The organism is Rhodanobacter sp. ANJX3 (genome assembly GCF_014200755.1).
Taxonomy (GTDB): domain Bacteria; phylum Pseudomonadota; class Gammaproteobacteria; order Xanthomonadales; family Rhodanobacteraceae; genus Rhodanobacter.
Genome location: NZ_JACHCM010000011.1, coordinates 62,261 through 82,454, shown reverse-complemented (window position 1 = coordinate 82,454; position 20,194 = coordinate 62,261). Strand labels below are relative to the sequence as shown.

General features: G+C 63.6%; 18 protein-coding genes. 11 read left to right on the top strand and 7 right to left on the bottom strand.

Annotation, left to right across the window (positions count from 1 at the left end):
• Positions 1–42 precede the first annotated feature (42 nt).
• Complete coding sequence (locus HDE76_RS19710; protein ID WP_184510092.1) at positions 43–888, bottom strand: DsbC family protein; 846 nt, start codon at positions 886–888, stop codon at positions 43–45.
• Between the two features lie 190 nt (positions 889–1,078).
• On the opposite strand from HDE76_RS19710, the gene HDE76_RS19705 reads away from it, so the two are divergent.
• Complete coding sequence (locus HDE76_RS19705; protein WP_179482338.1) at positions 1,079–1,753, top strand: Fe2+-dependent dioxygenase; 675 nt, start codon at positions 1,079–1,081, stop codon at positions 1,751–1,753.
• A 16-nt stretch (positions 1,754–1,769) separates the two neighbouring features.
• On the opposite strand, the gene xerD is transcribed toward HDE76_RS19705, so the two are convergent.
• Positions 1,770–2,723: a site-specific tyrosine recombinase XerD gene (gene xerD, locus HDE76_RS19700; protein ID WP_184510090.1), complete on the bottom strand. Its 954-nt coding sequence runs from the start codon at positions 2,721–2,723 to the stop codon at positions 1,770–1,772.
• Between the two features lie 32 nt (positions 2,724–2,755).
• Here xerD and HDE76_RS19695 point away from each other — a divergent pair, with 32 nt between their 5' ends.
• From HDE76_RS19695 to phaZ, 3 genes are all read left to right on the top strand, one after another.
• The gene (locus HDE76_RS19695) at positions 2,756–3,259 is read left to right on the top strand and encodes an RDD family protein (RefSeq protein WP_179482464.1); all 504 of its coding nucleotides are present in this window, start codon (positions 2,756–2,758) and stop codon (positions 3,257–3,259) included.
• 37 nt (positions 3,260–3,296) lie between these two features.
• Positions 3,297–4,040: a methyltransferase domain-containing protein gene (locus HDE76_RS19690; RefSeq protein WP_184510072.1), complete on the top strand. Its 744-nt coding sequence runs from the start codon at positions 3,297–3,299 to the stop codon at positions 4,038–4,040.
• Positions 4,041–4,176: 136 nt separating this feature from the next.
• Positions 4,177–5,457 (top strand): polyhydroxyalkanoate depolymerase, encoded by a 1,281-nt coding sequence (gene phaZ / locus HDE76_RS19685; protein WP_184510070.1) that lies wholly within the window; start codon positions 4,177–4,179, stop codon positions 5,455–5,457.
• Between the two features lie 1,666 nt (positions 5,458–7,123).
• Here the strand turns inward: phaZ and ltaE are convergent.
• The 3 genes from ltaE to lptF form a co-directional block, all read right to left on the bottom strand.
• Entirely contained in the window at positions 7,124–8,143 is a 1,020-nt protein-coding gene (gene ltaE, locus HDE76_RS19680) for a low-specificity L-threonine aldolase (protein ID WP_184510068.1), read from the bottom strand.
• 65 nt (positions 8,144–8,208) lie between these two features.
• On the bottom strand, positions 8,209–9,306 hold the full coding sequence (lptG, locus tag HDE76_RS19675; RefSeq protein ID WP_179482345.1) for an LPS export ABC transporter permease LptG: 1,098 nt from the start codon (positions 9,304–9,306) through the stop codon (positions 8,209–8,211).
• 10 nt (positions 9,307–9,316) lie between these two features.
• A complete protein-coding gene (lptF, locus tag HDE76_RS19670; RefSeq protein WP_179482347.1) occupies positions 9,317–10,426 on the bottom strand; it encodes an LPS export ABC transporter permease LptF in 1,110 nt (369 codons plus the stop codon).
• A gap of 98 nt (positions 10,427–10,524) precedes the next feature.
• Here lptF and HDE76_RS19665 point away from each other — a divergent pair, with 98 nt between their 5' ends.
• Both HDE76_RS19665 and HDE76_RS19660 read left to right on the top strand, forming a co-directional pair.
• Positions 10,525–12,015, top strand: coding sequence for a leucyl aminopeptidase (locus tag HDE76_RS19665; RefSeq protein ID WP_184510066.1), 1,491 nt, complete (start codon positions 10,525–10,527; stop codon positions 12,013–12,015).
• Positions 12,016–12,032: 17 nt separating this feature from the next.
• The gene (locus HDE76_RS19660) at positions 12,033–12,455 is read left to right on the top strand and encodes a DNA polymerase III subunit chi (RefSeq protein ID WP_184510064.1); all 423 of its coding nucleotides are present in this window, start codon (positions 12,033–12,035) and stop codon (positions 12,453–12,455) included.
• Between the two features lie 15 nt (positions 12,456–12,470).
• Here HDE76_RS19660 and HDE76_RS19655 read toward each other — a convergent pair whose 3' ends face one another.
• A complete protein-coding gene (locus HDE76_RS19655; protein ID WP_255481703.1) occupies positions 12,471–16,151 on the bottom strand; it encodes a hybrid sensor histidine kinase/response regulator in 3,681 nt (1,226 codons plus the stop codon).
• Positions 16,152–16,289: 138 nt separating this feature from the next.
• On the opposite strand from HDE76_RS19655, the gene HDE76_RS19650 reads away from it, so the two are divergent.
• From HDE76_RS19650 to HDE76_RS19640, 3 genes are read left to right on the top strand one after another with little or no spacing between them, the layout of a single operon-like run.
• Complete coding sequence (locus HDE76_RS19650) at positions 16,290–16,910, top strand: YceI family protein (protein ID WP_184510062.1); 621 nt, start codon at positions 16,290–16,292, stop codon at positions 16,908–16,910.
• Positions 16,907–17,461: a cytochrome b gene (locus tag HDE76_RS19645; RefSeq protein WP_179482355.1), complete on the top strand. Its 555-nt coding sequence runs from the start codon at positions 16,907–16,909 to the stop codon at positions 17,459–17,461. Before HDE76_RS19650 ends, HDE76_RS19645 begins: the two co-directional genes overlap by 4 nt.
• 43 nt (positions 17,462–17,504) lie before the next feature.
• Positions 17,505–18,059 (top strand): YceI family protein, encoded by a 555-nt coding sequence (locus tag HDE76_RS19640; RefSeq protein ID WP_184510060.1) that lies wholly within the window; start codon positions 17,505–17,507, stop codon positions 18,057–18,059.
• 30 nt (positions 18,060–18,089) lie between these two features.
• On the opposite strand, the gene HDE76_RS19635 is transcribed toward HDE76_RS19640, so the two are convergent.
• A complete protein-coding gene (locus HDE76_RS19635) occupies positions 18,090–18,326 on the bottom strand; it encodes a glutaredoxin family protein (RefSeq protein ID WP_179482468.1) in 237 nt (78 codons plus the stop codon).
• A 67-nt stretch (positions 18,327–18,393) separates the two neighbouring features.
• Between HDE76_RS19635 and HDE76_RS19630 the strand changes: the two genes are divergently transcribed.
• Both HDE76_RS19630 and HDE76_RS19625 read left to right on the top strand, forming a co-directional pair.
• Positions 18,394–19,776 carry an L-serine ammonia-lyase gene (locus tag HDE76_RS19630; RefSeq protein WP_184510057.1) on the top strand — a complete coding sequence of 461 codons (1,383 nt, stop codon included), beginning with the start codon at positions 18,394–18,396 and terminating at the stop codon, positions 19,774–19,776.
• Positions 19,777–19,790: 14 nt separating this feature from the next.
• Positions 19,791–20,114, top strand: a complete 324-nt coding sequence (locus tag HDE76_RS19625; protein WP_184510055.1) for a hypothetical protein — start codon at positions 19,791–19,793, stop codon at positions 20,112–20,114.
• Positions 20,115–20,194: the final 80 nt, after the last annotated feature.

Sequence of the window (20,194 nt, the reverse complement as noted above, 5' to 3'; positions counted from 1 at the left end):
ATTGCGGCACGGACGCTCAGCGGCCGCGCGCCATACGGCGGATCAGCTACCGCTGACGTCCGAACCATCCTCAATGGCCCGCAGCAGCTGATCGGGCGTCACATAACCGCCCAGCACGCGCCCATCCGGCCCGTAAATGGTCGGCGTGCCGTCAAGGCCCAGCTTCAAACCGAGGTCGAACTGATCCTTGACCGGGTTGGTGCAGGTCGCCGGCTTGGGCGCTTTGCCATCGATGGCGGCGCTGAAAGCGGCCTTGCGGTCGCTGGCGCACCAGACCGAAACCATTTCGGTATAGGTCGGCGTGGGCCGACCCGCCGTCGTCGTCACGCCTTCGCGCGGCCACGCGAGGTATTCGACCGCGATGCCGGCCTTGTTGAAATCGGCGATGTGCTCGTGCAGCGCGCGGCAGAAGGCGCAATTGACGTCGGTGAAGACGCTGATGGTGACCTTCGGATGCGCCGGCGCGAACACGATGCGCTGCGAGGCCGGCACCTTGGCGATCTGCGCCTTGCGGAAGTTCGCCCACGCCAGCTTGCTGGTGTTCTGCTTGCTGCTCAGGTCGACCAACTCGCCGTTGAGCATGTACTTGCCGTCGGCGCTTACGTAGAGCATCTGCCCCGACACGATGACCATGTAAAAGCCCGGTATCGGCGCGACGTCGATCTCGTCGATAACCGCCTTGGACGACACCTTGGCGATCGACTCACGCACCATTTTCTCGGCCGCCGGCGTCACGCCCTGGCCGATGCTGGCGCTCGCGGCCGGCGCAGCCGTGGGCGCGGCCGTGGGCGCGGCCGTGGGCGCGGCCGGCGCGGCCGCGGTCTCCGCCGCGGTTGCACCGAAAGAACAGGCGACCAGACCGGCGGCCAACAGCCATTGCTTCAACATCGACATCCAGAACCTCGTGTATTCAGTGCGGACGCCCGATAACCGCGTCGATGGCGCATTCTCGCACAGGCGACTGAATGCCCCTGAGCTATCGGAAAGCAGCGGCTGGGCGTCGCTTGACCTCGACCGGGCCGGCGGGGGAAATTGCAGGCTCGGCGGCATCACGGCTTCGAACAACCGGGCGACTCACTTGATCATTTGCATTCCCAACGTATTGACTGCCGACGAGCTCGACACCGTGCGCAGAGAGCTCGGCAGCGCGTCCTTCATCGATGGCGCCAGCACGGCCGGCTGGTCGGCACGCGAGGTCAAGAAAAATCTGCAGGTCACCCATGACACGCAAAGCCAGGCGAAGCTGCAGAAAATCGTCTACGACGGTTTTCTGCGCAATGCCATGCTGCAGGCCGCGGTGCTGCCATCCGCGGTCACGCCGGCGCTGTTCAATCGTTACGACCTCGGCATGGAATACGGGCCGCACGTGGATGCACCTGTGATGGGCGGCATGGGCAGTGCCGTGCGCAGCGACGTGGCGATTACGGTGTTCCTGACCGATCCGAAAACGTACGCCGGCGGCGAACTTATCGTGGATGCCAACGGCATGGAGTGCGCGTTCAAGCTCGATGCGGGTTCCGCCATCGCCTACCCGGCCAATTCCTTGCACCGCGTCGCCGCGGTGACCCAGGGCGCGCGGTATGCCGCGGTGATCTGGGTGCAGAGTCAGGTCCGCGACGCCAGCAAGCGCGAGCTGCTGTGGGACCTGCAAAACGCCAAACGGAACATCTTCGGACGCGAAGGGAAAAGTGCGACGTTCGATGCCATCAGCAAGTCGCACGCCAACCTGATGCGCATGTGGGCAGACGTCTAAGTCTCAGCGCAACTGCTCAACCGCGCGGATGATGCTGCGCGTGCAGCCGCTTCAGGCCTTCCTTCGCCACCAGGGTGTAGATCTGCGTGGTGCTGAGCGAGCTGTGCCCCAGCAACATCTGCAGCGCACGCAGATCGGCACCGTGGTTGAGCAGGTGCGTGGCGAACGAATGCCGCAGCACGTGCGGGGAAATGCGCTGGGCGTTGATGCCGACCTTCAGCGCGTAGCGTTTCACCAGGGTCCAGAACATCTGCCGGGTCATGCCTTCGCCGCGACGGCTGAGAAACAGCGCCAGCGGCTGACGGCCCTTGGCCAGCTCCGGCCGCGCGCCAGCGAGGTAGGTGTTGATGTACTCCAGCGCCACCTCACCCACCGGCACCAGCCGATCCTTGCCGCCCTTGCCGGTGACCCGCAGCACGCCCTGGCGCGTGTTGAGCGCCGCCAGCGGCAACTCGACCAACTCGGACACACGCAGGCCCGACGCATACATCAGCTCAAGCATGGCGCGGTCGCGCTGGCCGAGCACGGTGGCGACATCCGGCGCGTTGAGCAAGCCGACGATCTCGCGCTCGGCCAGCGCCTTGGGCAGGCTGCGCGGCATGCGCGGCCGCTCGATCAGCAGCGTCGGGTCGGCGAAGCCCGGCTCGTTGCGCGCCAGAAACGCGTAATAGCGGCGAAAGGCCGACTGCCGCCGCGCGATCGATCGGATCGCCACCGGCTGCGCGCTGCCGGAGGCACGACCGTGAAAGCCGGAAATATCCTCGCGCCGGGCGGTGCGCAGCGTACGCTGCCGCGTGGCCAGCCACGCCGCCAGCGCTTCCAGATCGCGGCGATACGCCTCCAATGTGCGATCGGCCAGGCCATCCTCGGACCATACGCGCTCCAGAAACGCGGCGATGCTGCGCCGATCGGCTTCGGCGATACTGGCGGAGTTTTCTTCCTTCTTCTTCATGCGCACGATGCTGGCCATTGCGCGCGTACTACGCAAGCGACACGCCGCCGATGCCGACCACGCTGCACACCACCGATATTCCCTGCCCGCTGTGGCGGCGCCTGCTGGCGCTGGTTTACGACGTGCTGATCGTGGTGGCGATCGTGATGGTGGTCGGCCTGCTGTGCCAGTTGGCGACCGGTGGCGAGCTGATCCGCACCGGCACAGCAACCTCGGTGCCGGCCTGGTATCAGGTATTGCAGGGTCTGGTGGTTGCGGCGTATTTCATCAGCGCCTGGCGGCGCGGAGGGCAGACTGTCGGCATGCGGCCATGGCGCATGCGCTTGACCACGACGGTAGGGACGACGCCCTCGCTGCGGCATTCGGTGATTCGTCTGCTGGTCGCCGCGGCGCCGCTGCTACTGCTGCTGCTTGAACCGACGCTGGGATTGCACCCTACGCTGTGGGCCGTGCTGGTCGCGTGGACGGTGTGGTTTGCGGTAGCGTTGTTCAACCCGCGGCGGCGGACGCTGCACGATCTGGCCGCCGGCACCGAGATTCGCCTGCTCGGCTGAAGCCTCCCGCTCAATCCACGCAGGATTCTATTCGACCATGTCCAGCTCGCCCGCCCAAACCCGCAACGATGCCGAACTGATCCGCGCCAACCGCGGCTTCTACGAGACGCTGTGGGCCGACTCGCAGCTGATCGATCCGGATCGCTTCAACACCTGGCCCCTGCTCAGCGAACTGGCCGCCAGCGCGCCGCATCGACTGGAAGTGGCGCCGGGCCTGCGCCCGCGCATGCCGCTGGAGGGCACGTGCTTTGTCGATCTGAGCCATGCCGCCCTGCACCGCCTGCACCAGCGCGGCGCCGACGCCGTGCACGGCATGATCGGCGCGCTGCCCTGCAGCGACGCGCGCTTCGAGCTGATCTGCGCGCTGGACATTCTCGAGCACGTCGACGACGACAACGCCGCGCTGGCCGAGCTGGCGCGCATAGCCAAGCCCGGCGCCACGCTGCTGCTCTCCGTGCCGCTGCATCCCGACGCCTGGACCGCCTTCGACGACTTCGTCGGCCACTGCAGACGCTACGAGCCGGCGCAGATCGTTGCCCGTCTCGCCCAGCACGGTTTCACTATCGAACACAGCGCCGTCTACGGCATGCAACCCAAATCCTCGCGCCTGCTCGACGTCGGGCTTTGGTTTCTCACCCATCAGCGCAAGCGCGCCATGTGGTGGTACAACCGCGTGTTCATGCCGCTGGGCGTGCGTTTTCAGAAGCCGCTGGCATGGCGCGAAGGCATGGGCGACACGCAAGGCGTGGACGAACTGCTGCTGCGCTGCCGATACCGCTGAGCAAAACCGCGTTCGCGTCCAAGTGACTGATTAGAAAAGTTTCTGAACGAAACTCGCAGGGATTTGCGGCATTGCAACAGGCTGAGGCAAAGCGCGCTAAGATGGGAGAATTCCTTTCATCCCGCCGGTCTCTTCGATGCTTTATCAACTCCATGAATGGCAGCGTGCGTTTCTCGGTCCCCTGAGCTACTTCGCGCAGGCCAACGCGCGCATGCTCAACGACAACAGCAGCCCGCTCGGCAAGCTCAGCGGCGCACAGCGCATCGCGGCCGGCTACGAGCTGATGCACCGGCTGGGCAAGGAATACGAAAAACCCGAATTCGGCATCACCAGTGCCATGGCGCACGATCACGAGATCGCGGTGATCGAACGCGTGGCGCTGGACAAGCCGTTCTGCCAGCTGAAGCGCTTCAAGCGTTTCAGCGACGATCCGGCCACCATCGAAAAGATGAAGCACGATCCGATCGTGCTCGTCGTCGCGCCGCTGTCGGGCCATCACGCCACCCTGCTGCGCGACACCGTGCGCACCTTGCTGCACGACCACAAGGTCTACATCACCGACTGGGTCGATGCGCGCATGGTGCCGGTCGAACTGGGCAGGTTCGATCTCGATGATTATGTGGGATACATCGAGGAATTCATTCGCCATATCGGCGCAGACAATGTCCACGTCATCTCCGTCTGCCAGCCGACCGTTCCGGTGCTCGCCGCCATTTCGCTGATGGCCGCGCGCGGCGAGAAAACGCCGCGCAGCATGACCATGATGGGCGGCCCGATCGATCCTCGCCTCAGTCCTACCAGCGTCAACAATCTGGCCACCACCCAGCCGCTGTCGTGGTTCGAAAGCAACGTGATCCACGCCGTGCCGGCCAACTATCCAGGCTACGGCCGCGAGGTGTACCCCGGCTTTCTGCAGCATGCCGGGTTTATCGCGATGAACCCGAATCGCCATCTGAACTCGCACTGGGATTTCTATCAGGACCTGCTGCGCGGCGATATGGAAGACGCCGAATCGCACCGCAAGTTCTACGACGAATACAACGCCGTGCTCGACATGCCGGCCGAGTTCTACCTCGACACCATCGAAAAGGTCTTCCAGGAATTCCTGCTGCCGCGCGGCCTGTGGGACGTTGCCGGCGAACGCGTCACGCCTTCGGCGATCAAGACGACGGCTTTGCTGACGATCGAAGGCGAGCTGGACGATATCTCCGGCCTCGGCCAGACCGAAGCCGCGCATGAACTGTGCAGCGGCGTGCCGGCAAAGCGCCGCGCACACAAGGTGATCGAGGGCGCCGGCCACTACGGCATTTTCAGCGGCCGCCGCTGGCGCGAGACGGTATATCCACAGGTGCGGGATTTTATTCGGAAGTTTGACAAGGTGACGGTGGTGGGGAAGAAGGCGCCTGCAGCGGGCTGATTTGACTCATCCAGCTGTAACTCGCTAGTCGTCTTAATCTGAAACCCAAAAAGCTGAAGAGCTTTCACCCTCCTTCGGAGGGCGAGTCACTTTCTCTTGCGTGGCCAAGAGAAAGTAACCAAAGAGAAGCCCATCCCACTTGGCGCATGCCGGGCTACGCCTGCCAAGTCCGTGCGCCGAGGCCGGGCTTTTCGACAGGACTCCTGTCCTGACGAAAAGGAATCGATATCTATGTCGATTCCCCTGCGGGCATGTCGACCTCACCTCACCGCCGCACAGAGGTTTGGAAAAGCAAAGCAGCTTCCCCGCAATTTTGTTAGGCCGTATAACGCTGGAATAAAGCGGCGGCGAAGCCGTCCGCTTGGATGATTGCTTAGGTTGCGTTCGTCCAACTTTCCCTACGCAACTCGCGGACCACTTGGCTTTGGGTAGATTGGCAGCTCAAAGAAATGCCCATGAACCACAACTGGATTCGTTTGCCCATGATAAAACGGTATGACTTTCCAGCGGAACTGGCTTTGGTACTGAACTCTATCCAACGCATATCCACTAATGTGCGCTGTTAGTACCATGGCATCCTTTGACATAGTGGCACCCAGCTGAAGCCCCCGTAGGAAAAATGTATTGAGAAGGTGCACAGGGAATTCAACAGTGCGCTTCTGGTTCGGTGAGCAACTGGGTATGTCCGTAGTCCACTTGTGGCAGAGCGGTAGGCCAGTCCCACTGCCATCTGGCTTCGAGCACATCAAGCTCTTGATGGGTACACCTTCGCCGGCACATGCCCCGCCGTCCATCACGGAAAATCCCAGAGTTCCAATGCGTTCTGACAGATCGAACTCTCCGTTGGGATCCTCCAGCTCCCAAACTATTGTTACTTCAAGTGCCGGGCTTTGCCCGAAATTCTGCAACGAGAAAGTCGGTAGAGTTGGAGCCGTATCCTTCCAACGCTTTCTAGCCAAGAAGACAGGCTCACCGTTAAGGCTATCGGGATGCGGCCAGAAGAACTGAAAATCGAAGAACTCTTTCTCAAGTATTAGCTTCGGCGCTAGTTCCAAACTTCTTCCGAGCCTAGCTTCTTTAACAGCTTCTCGCGCGGCCCTAGCGCTAAGCCAAGATATCCAAGCACCCACGACTGCGGACAAAACTGCCACAACAGTACTGATGGCAGTTAGAACTTGGGGCCAGTCGCTATTTTGCGCATCAATTACGAGCAAGATTTCCCCCTAATAACCAAGCGCTTGATAAACCTCAGATTGAGGCATACGCAATGGATGTTCGGGCTCGGTGCGCTTTGCGTCAAGCAAGTAGACACTCAGCGAGACAAGGCTTTTTGCGTCAGATCAAGCGCGCAGGATGCGCGCTGCTTTTAAATGGGGCCCCTGTGCGGCGGTGAGGTGGGGGCGATAGGCCCGTAAGGGGAATCGACAGGGATGTCGATTCCTTTTCGTCAGGGCAGGATGCCCTGTCGAAAAGCCCGGCCGCACCTCACGGACTTGCCGGGCATGGATGCCCGGCAAGCGCCAAGCGGGGTGGCTTTCTCTTTGGTCACTTTCTCTTGGCCACGCAAGAGAAAGTGACTCGCCCTCCGAAGGAGGACGAAAGCTCTTCGCTTTAATCCATAAAACAGAAGAGCTTCGCGAAGAACAGCCAGCGAAAATCAGCGCGACTAACCGCGAGCAAAAAACGAGCGGAACGCCTCGACCACCCTCTCCACACCCTCATCATCCACATCCAAATGCGTCACCAACCGCAACGTCGGCAGATACCCGATGCTGATGCGAATACCGGCCGCCTTCATATGGACGTCCAAATCGCGCAGGCGATCAGCAGGCACGTCGACGTAGACCATGTTGGTGAACTGACCCAGCAGGTTGACGCCGGCGATCTCGCGCAGGCGGCCGGCCAGATAGGCGGCGCGGCGATGATCGTCGGCCAGCCGCGCGACATGGTGATCGAGCGCGTGGATGCACGCCGCGGCGAGCAGGCCGGCCTGGCGCCAGCCGCCGCCGGCGACCTTGCGCCAGCGCCGCGCTTTGTCGATCAGCGCCTGCGAGCCGACCAACACCGAACCGACCGGCGCGCCCAATCCCTTCGACAGGCACACCGACACGCTGTCGAAATACTGTGCGATGTCGCGCGCAGGGACGTTGCCGGCGACCGCTGCATTGAACAGGCGTGCGCCATCGAGATGCAGCCCGAGCCCGCGTTCGCGAGTCAGAGCGTGCGCGGCTTTCAGATAATCCTGCGGCAACACGCGGCCCCACCAGGTGTTTTCCAGTGCCAGCAGCTTGGTGCGGGGAAAATGTGGATCGACCGGTTTGATCGCCGCGAGCACCTTGTCCAGCGGCAGCGTGCCATCGGCGTCCTGCGGAATCGGCTGCGGCTGGATGGAACCGAGTACGGCGGCACCGCCACCTTCCCAGCGAAAGGTATGTGCGTCGGCACCGACCAGATATTCGTCGCCGCGCTCGCAGTGCGCCATCAGGGCCAGCAGGTTGGACTGGGTACCGGTCGGTACGAACAAACCGGCCTCGAAACCGAGATCGCCGGCCAGTCGCTGCTGCAGTGCGTTGACGGTGGGATCTTCGCCGTAGACATCGTCACCGACATCGGCCAGCAACATCGTTTCGCGCATGGCCTGCGTCGGCTGAGTGACCGTGTCGCTGCGTAAATCGACAACTCGCATGGCGGACTCTCGCAGTTTGAATTGAAAAATTAAGCGGGTAAGGCTTGCGATTGGCGAAACCGGAATCAGCCGCTGCGGCGGAAATACAACCAGCCTGCCGTGGCGAGTATCAGAATAGGCAGCAGGTTCGCCAGCAGCGGCGGCATGCCGTAGACGGTACCGAAGTTGACCATCGCCTTCTGCAGAAAGTACCAGCCGATCGCCAGCAGCATGCCGATGAAAATACGCTTGCCGAGGCCGCCCGAGCGCAACGCGCCGAACGCGAACGGCATGGCGCACAGCACCAGTACCAGTACGCTGAGCGGATACAGCGCACGGCCCCAGAAGGCGACGGCATAGACACCGGGCGATTCGCCGTTGGCGGCGCGATAGCGGATATTGCGCCGCAAGTCGCGCATGGAGAGGTACTGCGGCAGGATGATCGACTGCGCCAGCACCTGCGGGTTGAGGCCGGTAGCCCACGGCTGGGTGGCGAGCGTGGTGGTGTGTACGCCGGTCGCATCCAGCGTACTGTCACGCACATCCTTGAGCAGCCAGTGCTTGCCGTTGTGTTCGGCCGACTTGGCCCATTCGAACCGGGTCAGCTGGCCGTCCGGCGTCATGGTGAAGATGCGCACATCGGCCAGCTCGACGCTGCTGATGCCCTCGTGACTGGTCAGCATGCTGCCGCGCGCGTTGATGAAGTTGTTGCCGTCACGCGCCCAGGTGCCGCTGCTGGTGGAACCGACATTGGCGTTCTTCATGCGCAGTTGCATGGACTGCGCTTTCTGGTCTCCCCACGGGCCGATCGTTTCACCCATGATGACCACGCCGATGATCAGCAGCGTCACCACGCCAACCGCCGAGATGGCGATGCGCAAGCGCGACATGCCGGCCGCGCGCAGCGCGGTCAGCTCGCCGGTCGAAGCCAGGCCGCCCAGCCCCAGCAGGCCGCCGATCAGTGCCGCGTTGGGGAACATCTCGTAAAGCCGGCGCGGGAACGTCACCATCACATAGACGATCGCGTTATTCAGCGTATAACCGTTCTTGCCGACGCTTTCGAGCTGGCGCAGGAACTGGGTCACTGCATCGAACCCTGTCAGAACCAGCCACACCATCAGCACCGAGCCGATGACGCTCATCATCACCAACCGATCGACGCGCTTGATATTGAACACGCTCATGTCAGCTCGCTCATGCGCGCTGGCTCGCACGAAGCCTGCGTGGCGAATACTGCTTCCACAGCAGCCAGCCGGCTATCGATATGACCAGGACATGCAGTGCCCACATCGGTGCCTCGCTGTGCCAGTGCCCTTTGGCGATCTGGCCGCGGCACAGCGCCAACACGACGTAATAAAGATAGAAAGTCACGATGGCGAGAAACAGACGACCATAGCGCGGCTCGCGTGGACTCTGGCGTGACAGCGGCAGCGCCAGCAGCAGCAGCACCAGGGTCAGCGGTGGCGAATTGACGCGCCAGGCAAGCTCGGCGCGTGCCAGAGGATCGTGCGACCGCAGCAAGGTCAGCGTATCCATCGAGTGACTCGGATCGTTGTCGTCGTCATCGGACTGCACGCTGGAAAGCGACGTGTCGTTGCGCTCGTACTGCATCTTGCGCCAGTTGTCCGCGCCCAGCGGTATGTCGTACTGCCAGCCGGTGCGGAAGGTGATGAAGCGGTCCGAACCGTTGCTTTCCTGATACAACTCGCCGTGGTCGGCGCTCACCACCTTCAGATGCAGGGCGCCGCCGGCCGCATCGCGCTGCGTTTCGACGAAGGCGTGGCCGAGCTTGCTGCCGTCGCGGCTCAGCGTGTCGACAAAGATGATGCCGCCCTTGCCGGGCAGATCGGTAAAGCGCCCCGCATCCAGGCCGGCCGCGATCACCGAGCGGTTGGCCACCGCCACCATGTTGTTGCTGGTGCTGACCGCCCACGGGCCCACCCACAGCGAAACGGCTGCCGTAATGACCACCAGCACCGCGCTGAGAATCAGCACCGGCTTGAGCAATCCGCCCGGCCCCATGCCGGAGGAGGCAAGCACGTGCATCTCGCTTTCCCGATACATGCGGCCAAGGCCCATGAGCACACCGAGAAAGCTGGCCAGCGGCACCATATTGGTCAGTCCATCGAGCGTCTGCAGGCCCAGCACCTGAAACATCACGCTGGCCGGAAAGCTGCCGTTGGCGACCTGCTGCAGCACCTTGGCAAACGCGCTGCCTGCCACCACCACCAGCAGCACGACCACGGTGGCGGCTACGGTTTGCGCCAGCTCGCGTAGGAAATAGCGGTCGAGAATGCTCAGCATGAGATAAACTTGATCGATCCTTCGCCATGACCGATACGGTCGGCAAACCTTAAGTCTAGCCGGTTCGACCGCTGTCGCGCCCGCACAGGAAACACCCGATGACACTTCAGTTCAGCCTCGGCACCGCCGCCCCCGAAACCGTCGACACCGCCTGCATCCTGGTGGGCGTGTATGAGCAAGGCATGCTGACCAGCGCTGCTGCGCGCGTGGACAGCGCCGCGGAAGGCGTCATCAAGCGCCAGGTGGAAAGCGGTGACATCACCGGCAAGGCCGGCTCGACCACGCTGTTGTTCGCGCCGCATGGCGTGACCGCCAAGCGCGTACTGGTGATTGGGCTGGGCTCGCAGAAGACTTTCGACGAGGCGCGCTACCAGAAAGTGAGCATCGAAGCGGCCCGCGCGCTGGGCAAGTTGCCGGTGGCCGACGCCGTGTCGTACCTCACCGAAGTCGACGTGCCCGGGCGCGACAGCGCGTGGCGCGTGCGCATTGCCGCGCTGACGACCGACCACGCAGCGTACCGCTATACCGCGACCTTCAAGCCACGCGACAAGAGCAAGCAGGTCACCCTCACCAACGTCAGCTTTGCCGGCAACGCCGACGCGCAGACCGGACTCGACCAGGCGTGCGCGCTTGCAGCCGGCATCGAATTCACCCGCGAACTGGCCAACCTGCCGCCGAACATCTGCAACCCGGCCTACATCGCCGAACAGGCGCAGACGTTTGCGGATGGCCAGGGCGACAAGGTCGACTGCCGCGTGCTCGACCACGTGGAAATGGAGCGACTCGGCTTCGGCTCGCTGCTGGCCGTGGCGCGCGGTTCGGTCAACAAGCCCAAGCTGGTGGTGCTGGAATACAAGAACGGCAACGAGGGCGACAAGCCATATGCCTTTGTCGGCAAGGGCGTCACGTTCGATACCGGCGGCATCAGCCTCAAGCCCGGCCCGGGCATGGAAGAGATGAAGTTCGACATGGGCGGTGCCGCGGCCGTGCTGGGCGCGTTTATCGCCGCCGTGAAAATGGAGCTGAAGGTCAACCTGGTCTGCGTGGTGCCGGCGGTGGAAAACATGCCCGACGGCGACGCATACCGCCCCAGCGACGTGATCACCAGCCTGTCCGGCCTGACCATCGAAGTGCTCAACACCGATGCCGAAGGCCGCCTGATCCTGTGCGACGCGCTGACCTATACCGCCCAGACCTTCCACCCGCACACCATCATCGATGCCGCCACGCTCACCGGCGCCTGCGTTGTAGCGCTGGGCAAACACGCTACCGGCCTGATGAGCAAGCACGACGATCTGGCCGCGGAACTGATCGCGGCCGGTGAGAAAACACTCGATCGCGCCTGGCGCCTGCCGCTGTGGGACGACTACCAGGTCCAGCTCGATTCGGGCTTTGCCGATATCGCCAATATCGGCGGCAAGAGCGCCGGTGCGATCACTGCCGGCTGCTTCCTCTCGCGCTTCACCGAAGGCCAGCGCTGGGCACATCTGGATATCGCCGGCACGGCGTGGGACGAGGGTCGCAAAGGATTGGCCACCGGTCGGCCGGTCGCGCTGCTGACGCAGTGGCTGATGGACCGGATCGCTTAATTTCCGATTCGATTCGAATGCCCCGCGCCGACTTCTACCTCATCGACAAGCCGCGCTTTCGCGAGCAGCCGCTGCTGCTCGTGTGCGAGCTGACCAAAAAGGCGTTCGCAGCCCAGCAGCCGACGCTGATCCTGACCCGCGACTTCGAACAGGCCGAAGCGATCGACGAGCTGCTTTGGGCGTTCGACGAAGACGTGTGGATTCCGCATCAGCTGGCCGGCGATGACGACGACGCGGATACGGCCGTGCTGATCGTGCCACCAGGCATCGAGACGGCCGATCGTCCGCTGCTGATCAATCTGCGCGATGGCTGCGCCACCGGCCAGTTTCAGCGCGTGCTCGAAGTGGTCGCCGCCGATCCGGCCGAACGCGATGGCTCACGCGTGCGCTGGCGTGAATACCAGCAGATGGGCTTCGAGCTGAAAAAGTTCGACATGTAGGCCGTAACGACGCGCTCAAGGCTCGTCGTCGGTCACCTCCTGTGTGCGAGCGATCACGCGTGCCAGCACCTGCGCCAGCTGCTCGCCGCTGAGCGGTTTGCGCAGAAAGTCGTCCATACCCGCCGCCTGTGCGCGCATCTCGTCCTCGCTACCCGAACGCGCTGTCACCGCCACGATCGGCAGGCGCTGGCCGTCGTGTTCGCGCTGGCGAATCAACCGGGCGATCTGGAAGCCGTCCACGCCTGGCAGATCCAGATCGAGCAGCACCGCATCGAAGCTGGCGTGTCCCAGCTCAGCCAGCGCGGCCAAACCGTTGGCTACATGCCGCACCGTGTGGCCCTGCTGTTCGAGCAGTCCGGAAATCACCGCGGCGATGATGGTGTCGTCTTCGACCAGCAGCAGGCGATAGCGGCGATGCGCCGTGGCGACGGCCGGCGAGTGCTGGACCGGCGCCGGCTCGGACAGCGGCAGACGTACATGGAAGCTGCTGCCGTGACCCACGCGCGACTCCAGCTCGATGCTGCCGCTCATCATTTCCACCAGCTCGCGGCAGATCGCCAGACCCAGGCCGCTGCCGGCACCGCGATGCGGCCCATCTTCCTGCTCGAAGCGCTGAAACAGGCGCGCCCGGCTCGCTTCGGGAATACCCGGCCCAGTGTCGCTGATGCTGAAAACCAGACCCTGCGCCGTACGCTGCGCGCGCAGTGTCACGCTGCCGCGCTCGGTGAATTTCAGCGCGTTGTTGGCCAGATTGAGCAGCACCTGCTTGATGCGCACCGCGTCGCCGATCACGCACTTGGGCAGATCGGGCGCCACATCGAGCACGAAACGGATGCCCTTCATATGCGCCAGGCCCTGCTCCAGTTGGCTGACGTCGTCCAGCAGCTGCCGCGGGTCGAACGGCGCAGGCTCCAGCTCCAGCCGCCCGGCCTCGATGCGGGCCAGGTCGAGCGCGTCGTTGAGCAGCTTCAGCAGCATGCCGCCGGATCGCTGCATCGCCTTGGTGTAATCGTGCTGCAGCGGAGTCAGTGGCGTGGTCAACATCAATTCGGCCATGCCCATCACGCCGGTCATCGGTGTACGGATTTCATGGCTGAGCGTGGCCAGGAACTGCGTCTTCGCTGCGCTAGCCGCCTCGGCCAGCTGCCGCTGCTGCTCGATCATCTGCATGCGATGACGCTGCGCCAGGCGCCGACGCCAGCCGCGCAGGACCAGGCCGGCGGTAAAGAGGATCATCAGTACGTAGGAGGCCCACGCCCACCAGCGATTCCACGGCGGCGCCTGTACGGAAATCCGCAGCGGCGTCGGCAGGCTGCTCCACGCACTGTTCTCGCCGGCGCCCTGCACCTGTAACGTATAGTTTCCGGCAGGTAGCCCGGCGAAATCGCGCTCGCCGCGGCTGTCCACATTGACCCAGCCGTTGTCGAAACCGCCGAGCTTGAACCGGTAGTGGTTGCCTTTCGGACTGATGAAGGACGCGGCGCGCACGTCCACCCGCAGGTCGCGATCGCGCCAACCCAGCGATATCGCGCCACCGGCAAGCGGCAGTTCATAAACATCCCCCTCCCTGCGCACGCTTACGCGGGTCAAGATCAGCGGCGGCGATGCGGCCGCGTTATTCATCGCGGTGAGATGCTCGGGCTGGAACATCAGCACGCCGGCACTGTTGGTCGCGAAGATCGTACCGTCCTCGGCAACCATTGCGCCGCTGAAGTCCGCGTTGGAGAGACCTTGTGAGGGACCGAACGATTGAAAGCGGCGACTGACCGCGTCGAAACGAAACAGGCCGGGATTGGCCAAAAGCCAGAGATGCCCCAGGCGATCGACCTGCATGTCGACCAGATCCGAGACAAACGGCTCGTGCTTGAAATCGATGATGTCGTCGCGCACAGCACGGCCGCTGGCATAGCGGTAGTGCGCGATGGTCGACGATTCAAGCAGCCAGAACCCCGTGGCGTCGAATGCAGCACCGCGTACAGTGGTTTGCGGTACACCCGGCACGAAGACGAATTCCTTCGCCGAAGCATCCCAGCACAGCAAGCCGCCGTTGCTGACATACCAGAGAGTGCCCGCATGAAAGCTGATTTGTTCCGGCAGCAAGGTGTCGTCGGTCACCGACGGCGACGCGCCTGCTTCGAGACGCAATGGCGTGATCGCCAGCGTGTCTGGATTGACGGCCACAACGCCACCGCCCCAAGAAGCGACGTAGGCTGTGCCATCGTCGGCAACGACGATCAGCACCGGTCGCTGCATGGGCGAATCGCCGGCAGGTACGGCAATGAGTTTTCCGTGATCGAGTACGTGCAACGCGCCGGAACTGACGATCCACAGGCGGCCGCGCGGATCTTCCGCCATCGCGATGATCTGCGTATGCATATCGCGAATGACGTGCGTGACCGTGCTGGTGCCTACATCGAGCTTGTCTATCCAGCCATCGTTGCCGCCGACCCACAGCAGTCCGTCGCGCGCAAAAGCCATGGCCGATGCAGCGATACCGCTGAGGCTGTTCGGATCGTCCGGTATGTGGGTAAAGCGGGTAAAGCCGTTCCACGCCGGCGGCAGATACGCCACGCTGGACTGGTCGAACGTAATCCATAGTCCGCCTTCCCTATCCAGCATGGTCTGCCAGATCTTGTTGCTGGGCAGCCCGCCGGGTAGCAGCGGCTGTCCGGTGATGGGCTGCAGCCGGCCGTTGCCCTCGTCCAGCAGCATGCCGCTGACTGTGGCGATCCACAGTCGAGATTGCGCATCACGCGTGCTGCTCACCACGCGCAGTGAGGACAGCACCTGCGGCGCGAATGGGTGCGCGACGAGGTCGTCGTGAATGATCAGCAGACCGCCATCGATCGCCACGCGAACCTCGCGCTGCTGCGGATCGGCGAGGCCGCCTTCGATGCGCCAGATCTTGCCCGGATTGCCATGAAACGCCGGATCGATAGCGATTCGGCGCAGGCGGCCGCCGGCGCTGCGCAGATACAGGCCCTTCGCGGTACCAATCCAGAGCCGGCCATCGGATTCGGACAGCAGCGCGCGGGTTTCGCCGAAGGAGGCGGCTTGCGTGCCATCGATATCCAGCGGAACATGATCGAAGCCCTGACCGTCCTTGCGCATGCGGTCGAGTCCTTCGCCCGTGGCGACCCACAGCTGGCCGTCGGTCGTCTGGGTCATTCCCCACACTTCGTTGTCGGCAAGGCTGGAAGGTTTGGCATCGTCGTGCGTCCATTGCTGGAAGCGCTCGGTCAGCTGGTCGTAGACGATCAGGCCCGTCGAGATGCCGCCGGCCCATATCTTGTTGTCGCGATCGACGTAGAGCGCGTAGCTCTGGTTGGCCGGCAGCGAGCGAAGGTCGTCCGGCGCGTTGCGAAACGCCTGAAAGCTGACACCGTCGTAGCGCATCAAGCCGGCGGCCGAGCCGAACCACATAAGTCCGTGACGATCCTGCGCCACCGCGTACACCGACCCGCGCAGCACGCCCTCGTCGACGCCGTAGCGGCGAAACTGCGGCGTCGCCAGCGGTGCTGGCGTGGTGGAGGTCGATACCGGGTCGAGTGCGGGCAGCGTCGACACCGGCCCAGTCATACCCGGCATGCGCGCGATCGGCGCCTTGGTCGATGGGTCGACCTGAGCCATGCCGCCGGCACAGGTGACCAGCAAGACAAGCGCGAACACACCTTGACGCCAACGCGATGCAGCCATGCACAAATCCCCCGATCCCGGTTCATCATGCCAAAACTGGCTCTCGGCAGCGAGCGCAGCACTGAACGCGCCAGCGAAACAGTGCGTCCAAGCGCGACCTGCTAGCCTGGCCAAACAAGATCAGCCAGACTCGCCGACATGTTTCGAGACCACCCGCTACGCCTGTTGCCGTTCTGCGCCGCGCTGCTAGGGATGCCGCTCGCCGCGCATGCGGCCAGTGCCCGCTATCACTACGATCCGGTGCATAGCCAGGTGCTTTTCAGCATCGACCACGATGGCTACTCGCGGCCATTTGGACGTCTTCATATCGCCAAAGGCTGGCTGCAGTTCGATCCGAAAGACTGGAGTACGGCAGCCACCGAACTGGACATCGACCTGGCCAGCGTGGATATGGGCGACCCCGATTGGAATGCGGCCGTGTGCAAGCCTGCGCTGCTCGACTGCATGCACGATCGCTATGCGCACTTTGTCAGCACCAGCGTGGAGCGCAAGGACGACCAACACGGCGTGCTGCACGGCCAGCTGACCCTGCACGGCGTGACCCAGCCGATGGATCTGATGTTCACCTTCAACCGCCTCGCCACCACCATTTACGGCATGCATACCGTAGCCGGCTTTTCCGCCACCGCATCGCTGCAGCGCGAGTCGTTCGGCATCACCGCGTTTGCCCATTCGATCGGTCACGACGTGGCGATCTGGATGGCGCTCGAAGCCATTCGTGGCGACGATGCAAAGCCTTCGACCAAGGACATACCATGAGTTTGCGCAACGACAATCGCCGCTGGGGTACGGTGGCTCGGTTCTTTCATTGGATCATGGCGCTGGCCATCATCGGCAACGGCATCTTCGGTCTGCTGATGGATCTGGCGCACGGACCGATGCAGAAGATCAACTGGCTGGCGCTGCACAAGTCGATCGGCCTCACCGTGCTGGCCCTGTTCCTACTGCGCGTGCTGTGGCGGCTGATCGATCGCCGCCCGCCGGATGAGCCCGGCCCTCGCTGGCAGCAGATCGCTGCGCACGCCGTTCATGGCGTGCTTTATGTATTGATTGCCGCCATTCCGCTGAGCGGCTGGTGGTTCAACTCCGTCGCCGGCAAGCCGCTGCAGTGGTTCAAGCTGTTCAACCTGCCGTCGCTGGCGGCCAAGAACGAAAACATCGCCGATACTGTGTTCGCCGTGCACGAGTACCTGTTCTGGTTTCTGGTGGCGGTGCTGGTGGTGCATGTCGGCGCCGCGCTGAAGCATCACGTGTTCGACAAGGACAACGTGCTGCGCCGGATGATGCCGTTCGGCCGTCCGCGACCGTAATGCTCGCGTCACCGACCGAATGATATTTCCCAGGAGAATCTCGATGAAAGCCATTTATTCCGCTCTGCTCGCACTCGCTCTCACCGCACCGGCCGTCGCCACCGCCACCGACTACGCCGTACAGCCGGCCGCCAGCACGCTGGGCTTTACCGGCACATTCCAGGGGGCAGGCTTCAGCGGCACCTTCGGCAAGTGGACCGCGGCGATCCGCTACGACGCGGCGCATCTCGGCGCGTCGAAGTTCGACGTCACCGTCGACTTGGCCAGCGCGAAAACCGGTGACAAGGATCGCGACACCGCCCTGCCCGGCACGGATTTCTTCAACGTCGCGAAATTTCCGCAGGCGCACTTCGTCACCACCGGCTTTCGCCAGTCCGGGGCGCAGGTGCTGGCCGACGGCAACCTCACCCTGCACGGCGTGACCAAGCCGGTGACGCTGACTGTGACTTTCAAGCCGCAGGGCGCGGGCGCCGTGCTGGATGTTGCCGGCTCCCTGAAGCGCCTGGACTTTGGCGTGGGCGGCGGCGATTACGCCGATACCTCGGTGATTGCGGCGGACGTCAAAGTCACCGCCCATCTGCAGCTCGTCGCCAAGTAATCCGCGGTTGCATCGCGCTGGGCTGGCCGGTCAATCCACGCCGGCGATGAAGGCGCGCACCGACGCCGCATCGAAAGGCCAGTCCAGCTCGCGGCCGTCGCGATCGTTGCGCAGCACCGGCACGCGGTTGCCGTAGCGCTGCACCAGATCGACCGAGTCATCCACCCACAGGCTATCGAAATCCGGCGCGCGCGCCTCGGCCAGCACGGCCAACGCCTGATCGCACAGGTGGCAATAATCGCGCTGGTAGAGGATCAGGTCGGACATGCGGCTGCGAATGGCTGATGGCGACGCGTAGAATACCCGGTCATCTTCTTCGATCAGCAGCAATGCCATGGCCGTCAGCGTCTTCGACCTTTTCAAGATCGGCATCGGGCCGTCCTCCTCGCATACGGTAGGGCCGATGCGTGCCGCTGCGCGCTTTGCCGAGCGCTGGCTGGATGGCAATGGGGTGCTGGAACAGGTCGTGCGCGTACGCTGCGAGCTGTTCGGCTCGCTGGCCATGACCGGCCGCGGCCACGGCACCGACAAAGCCGTACTGCTGGGGCTGGAGGGCGAACATCCCGATCGCGTCGATCCCGATCGCATCCCTACCGCGCTGGAGCGCATTCGCGGCACGCAGCAGCTGCAGCTGCTCGGCAAGAAAACGATCGCGTTCGAGGAAAAGCGTGACCTGGTTTTCAACAAGCGCCAGAAGCTGCCGTTCCACACCAACGGCATGCGCTTCTCCGCCTATGACGCCAACGACAACGAGCTGGCCAGCCGCGACTACTACTCGGTCGGCGGCGGCTTCGTGGTCAACAACGACGAAGCCGCAGACGACCGCATCGTCGCCGATACCACCGAACAGCCGTACCCGTTTTCCACCGGCGACCAGATGCTTGCACTGTGCAAAAAGCACAACCTCAGCATCGCGCAGCTGACCATGGCCAACGAAAAGGTCTGGCGCAGCGAAGAAGAAATCCGTGCCGGTCTGATGACCATCTGGAAAGCGATGCAGGACTGCGTCGCCCGCGGCCTGCGTTCGCCGGGCGTGCTGCCGGGCGGCCTGAAAGTCTCGCGCCGCGCGCCCGCCATGGCGGCCGAACTGCGCAACCAGCCCGAAGCCGCGCTGCGCGATCCGCTGACGATTCTCGACTGGGTCAATCTGTACGCGCTGGCGGTCAATGAGGAGAACGCCGCTGGCGGTCGCGTGGTCACCGCGCCGACCAACGGTGCTGCCGGTATCGTGCCGGCCGTGCTGCATTACTACGAGCGCTTTTGCCCGAAAGCCAACGACGACGGCGTGATCGAGTTTCTGCTCACCGCCGCCGCGATCGGCATTCTGTACAAGGAAAACGCCTCGATCTCCGGCGCCGAAGTCGGCTGCCAGGGCGAGGTCGGCGTGGCCTGCTCAATGGCGGCAGGTGGACTCACCGCCGCGCTCGGCGGCAACATGCTGCAGGTGGAAAGCGCTGCCGAGATCGGCATGGAGCATAACCTCGGCCTCACCTGCGACCCGATCGGCGGCCTGGTGCAGATTCCCTGCATCGAGCGCAACGCGATGGGCTCGGTCAAGGCGATCAATGCCAGCCGCATGGCCTTGAAGAGCGACGGCAAGCACCACGTCTCGCTCGACAAGGTGATCAAGACCATGCGCGATACCGGTCGCGACATGAAGGACAAGTATAAGGAGACCTCGCGCGGCGGCTTGGCCGTCAACGTGATCGAGTGCTGAGGCGCGAGGACGGCTTGGCCATTTCACCGTTCGCCGGTTCACGGCTCACCCTCGCCCGAATCGACATGCGCTTCAACGCATGTCGATCCAGCCTCGACCTCGCGCGGCGGCTTGGCCGTCAACGTGATCGAGTGCTGAGGCGCGAGGACGGCTTGACCATTTCACCGTTCGCCGGTTCACGGCTCACCCTCGCCCGAATCGACATGCGCTTCAACGCATGTCGATCCAGCCTCGACCTCGCGCGGCGGCTTGGCCGTCAACGTGATCGAGTGCTGAGGCGCGAGGACGGCGAACCACCGACCGATACGCTGCCCAAGCCATCCCGACCGACAGGCTGATTCGCCCGATCCGTTCGCCTATCGTGCCGAACCGATGTATTCCCCGCGCGACGCGGTATGAACGTGCCTCGGGCTGACAG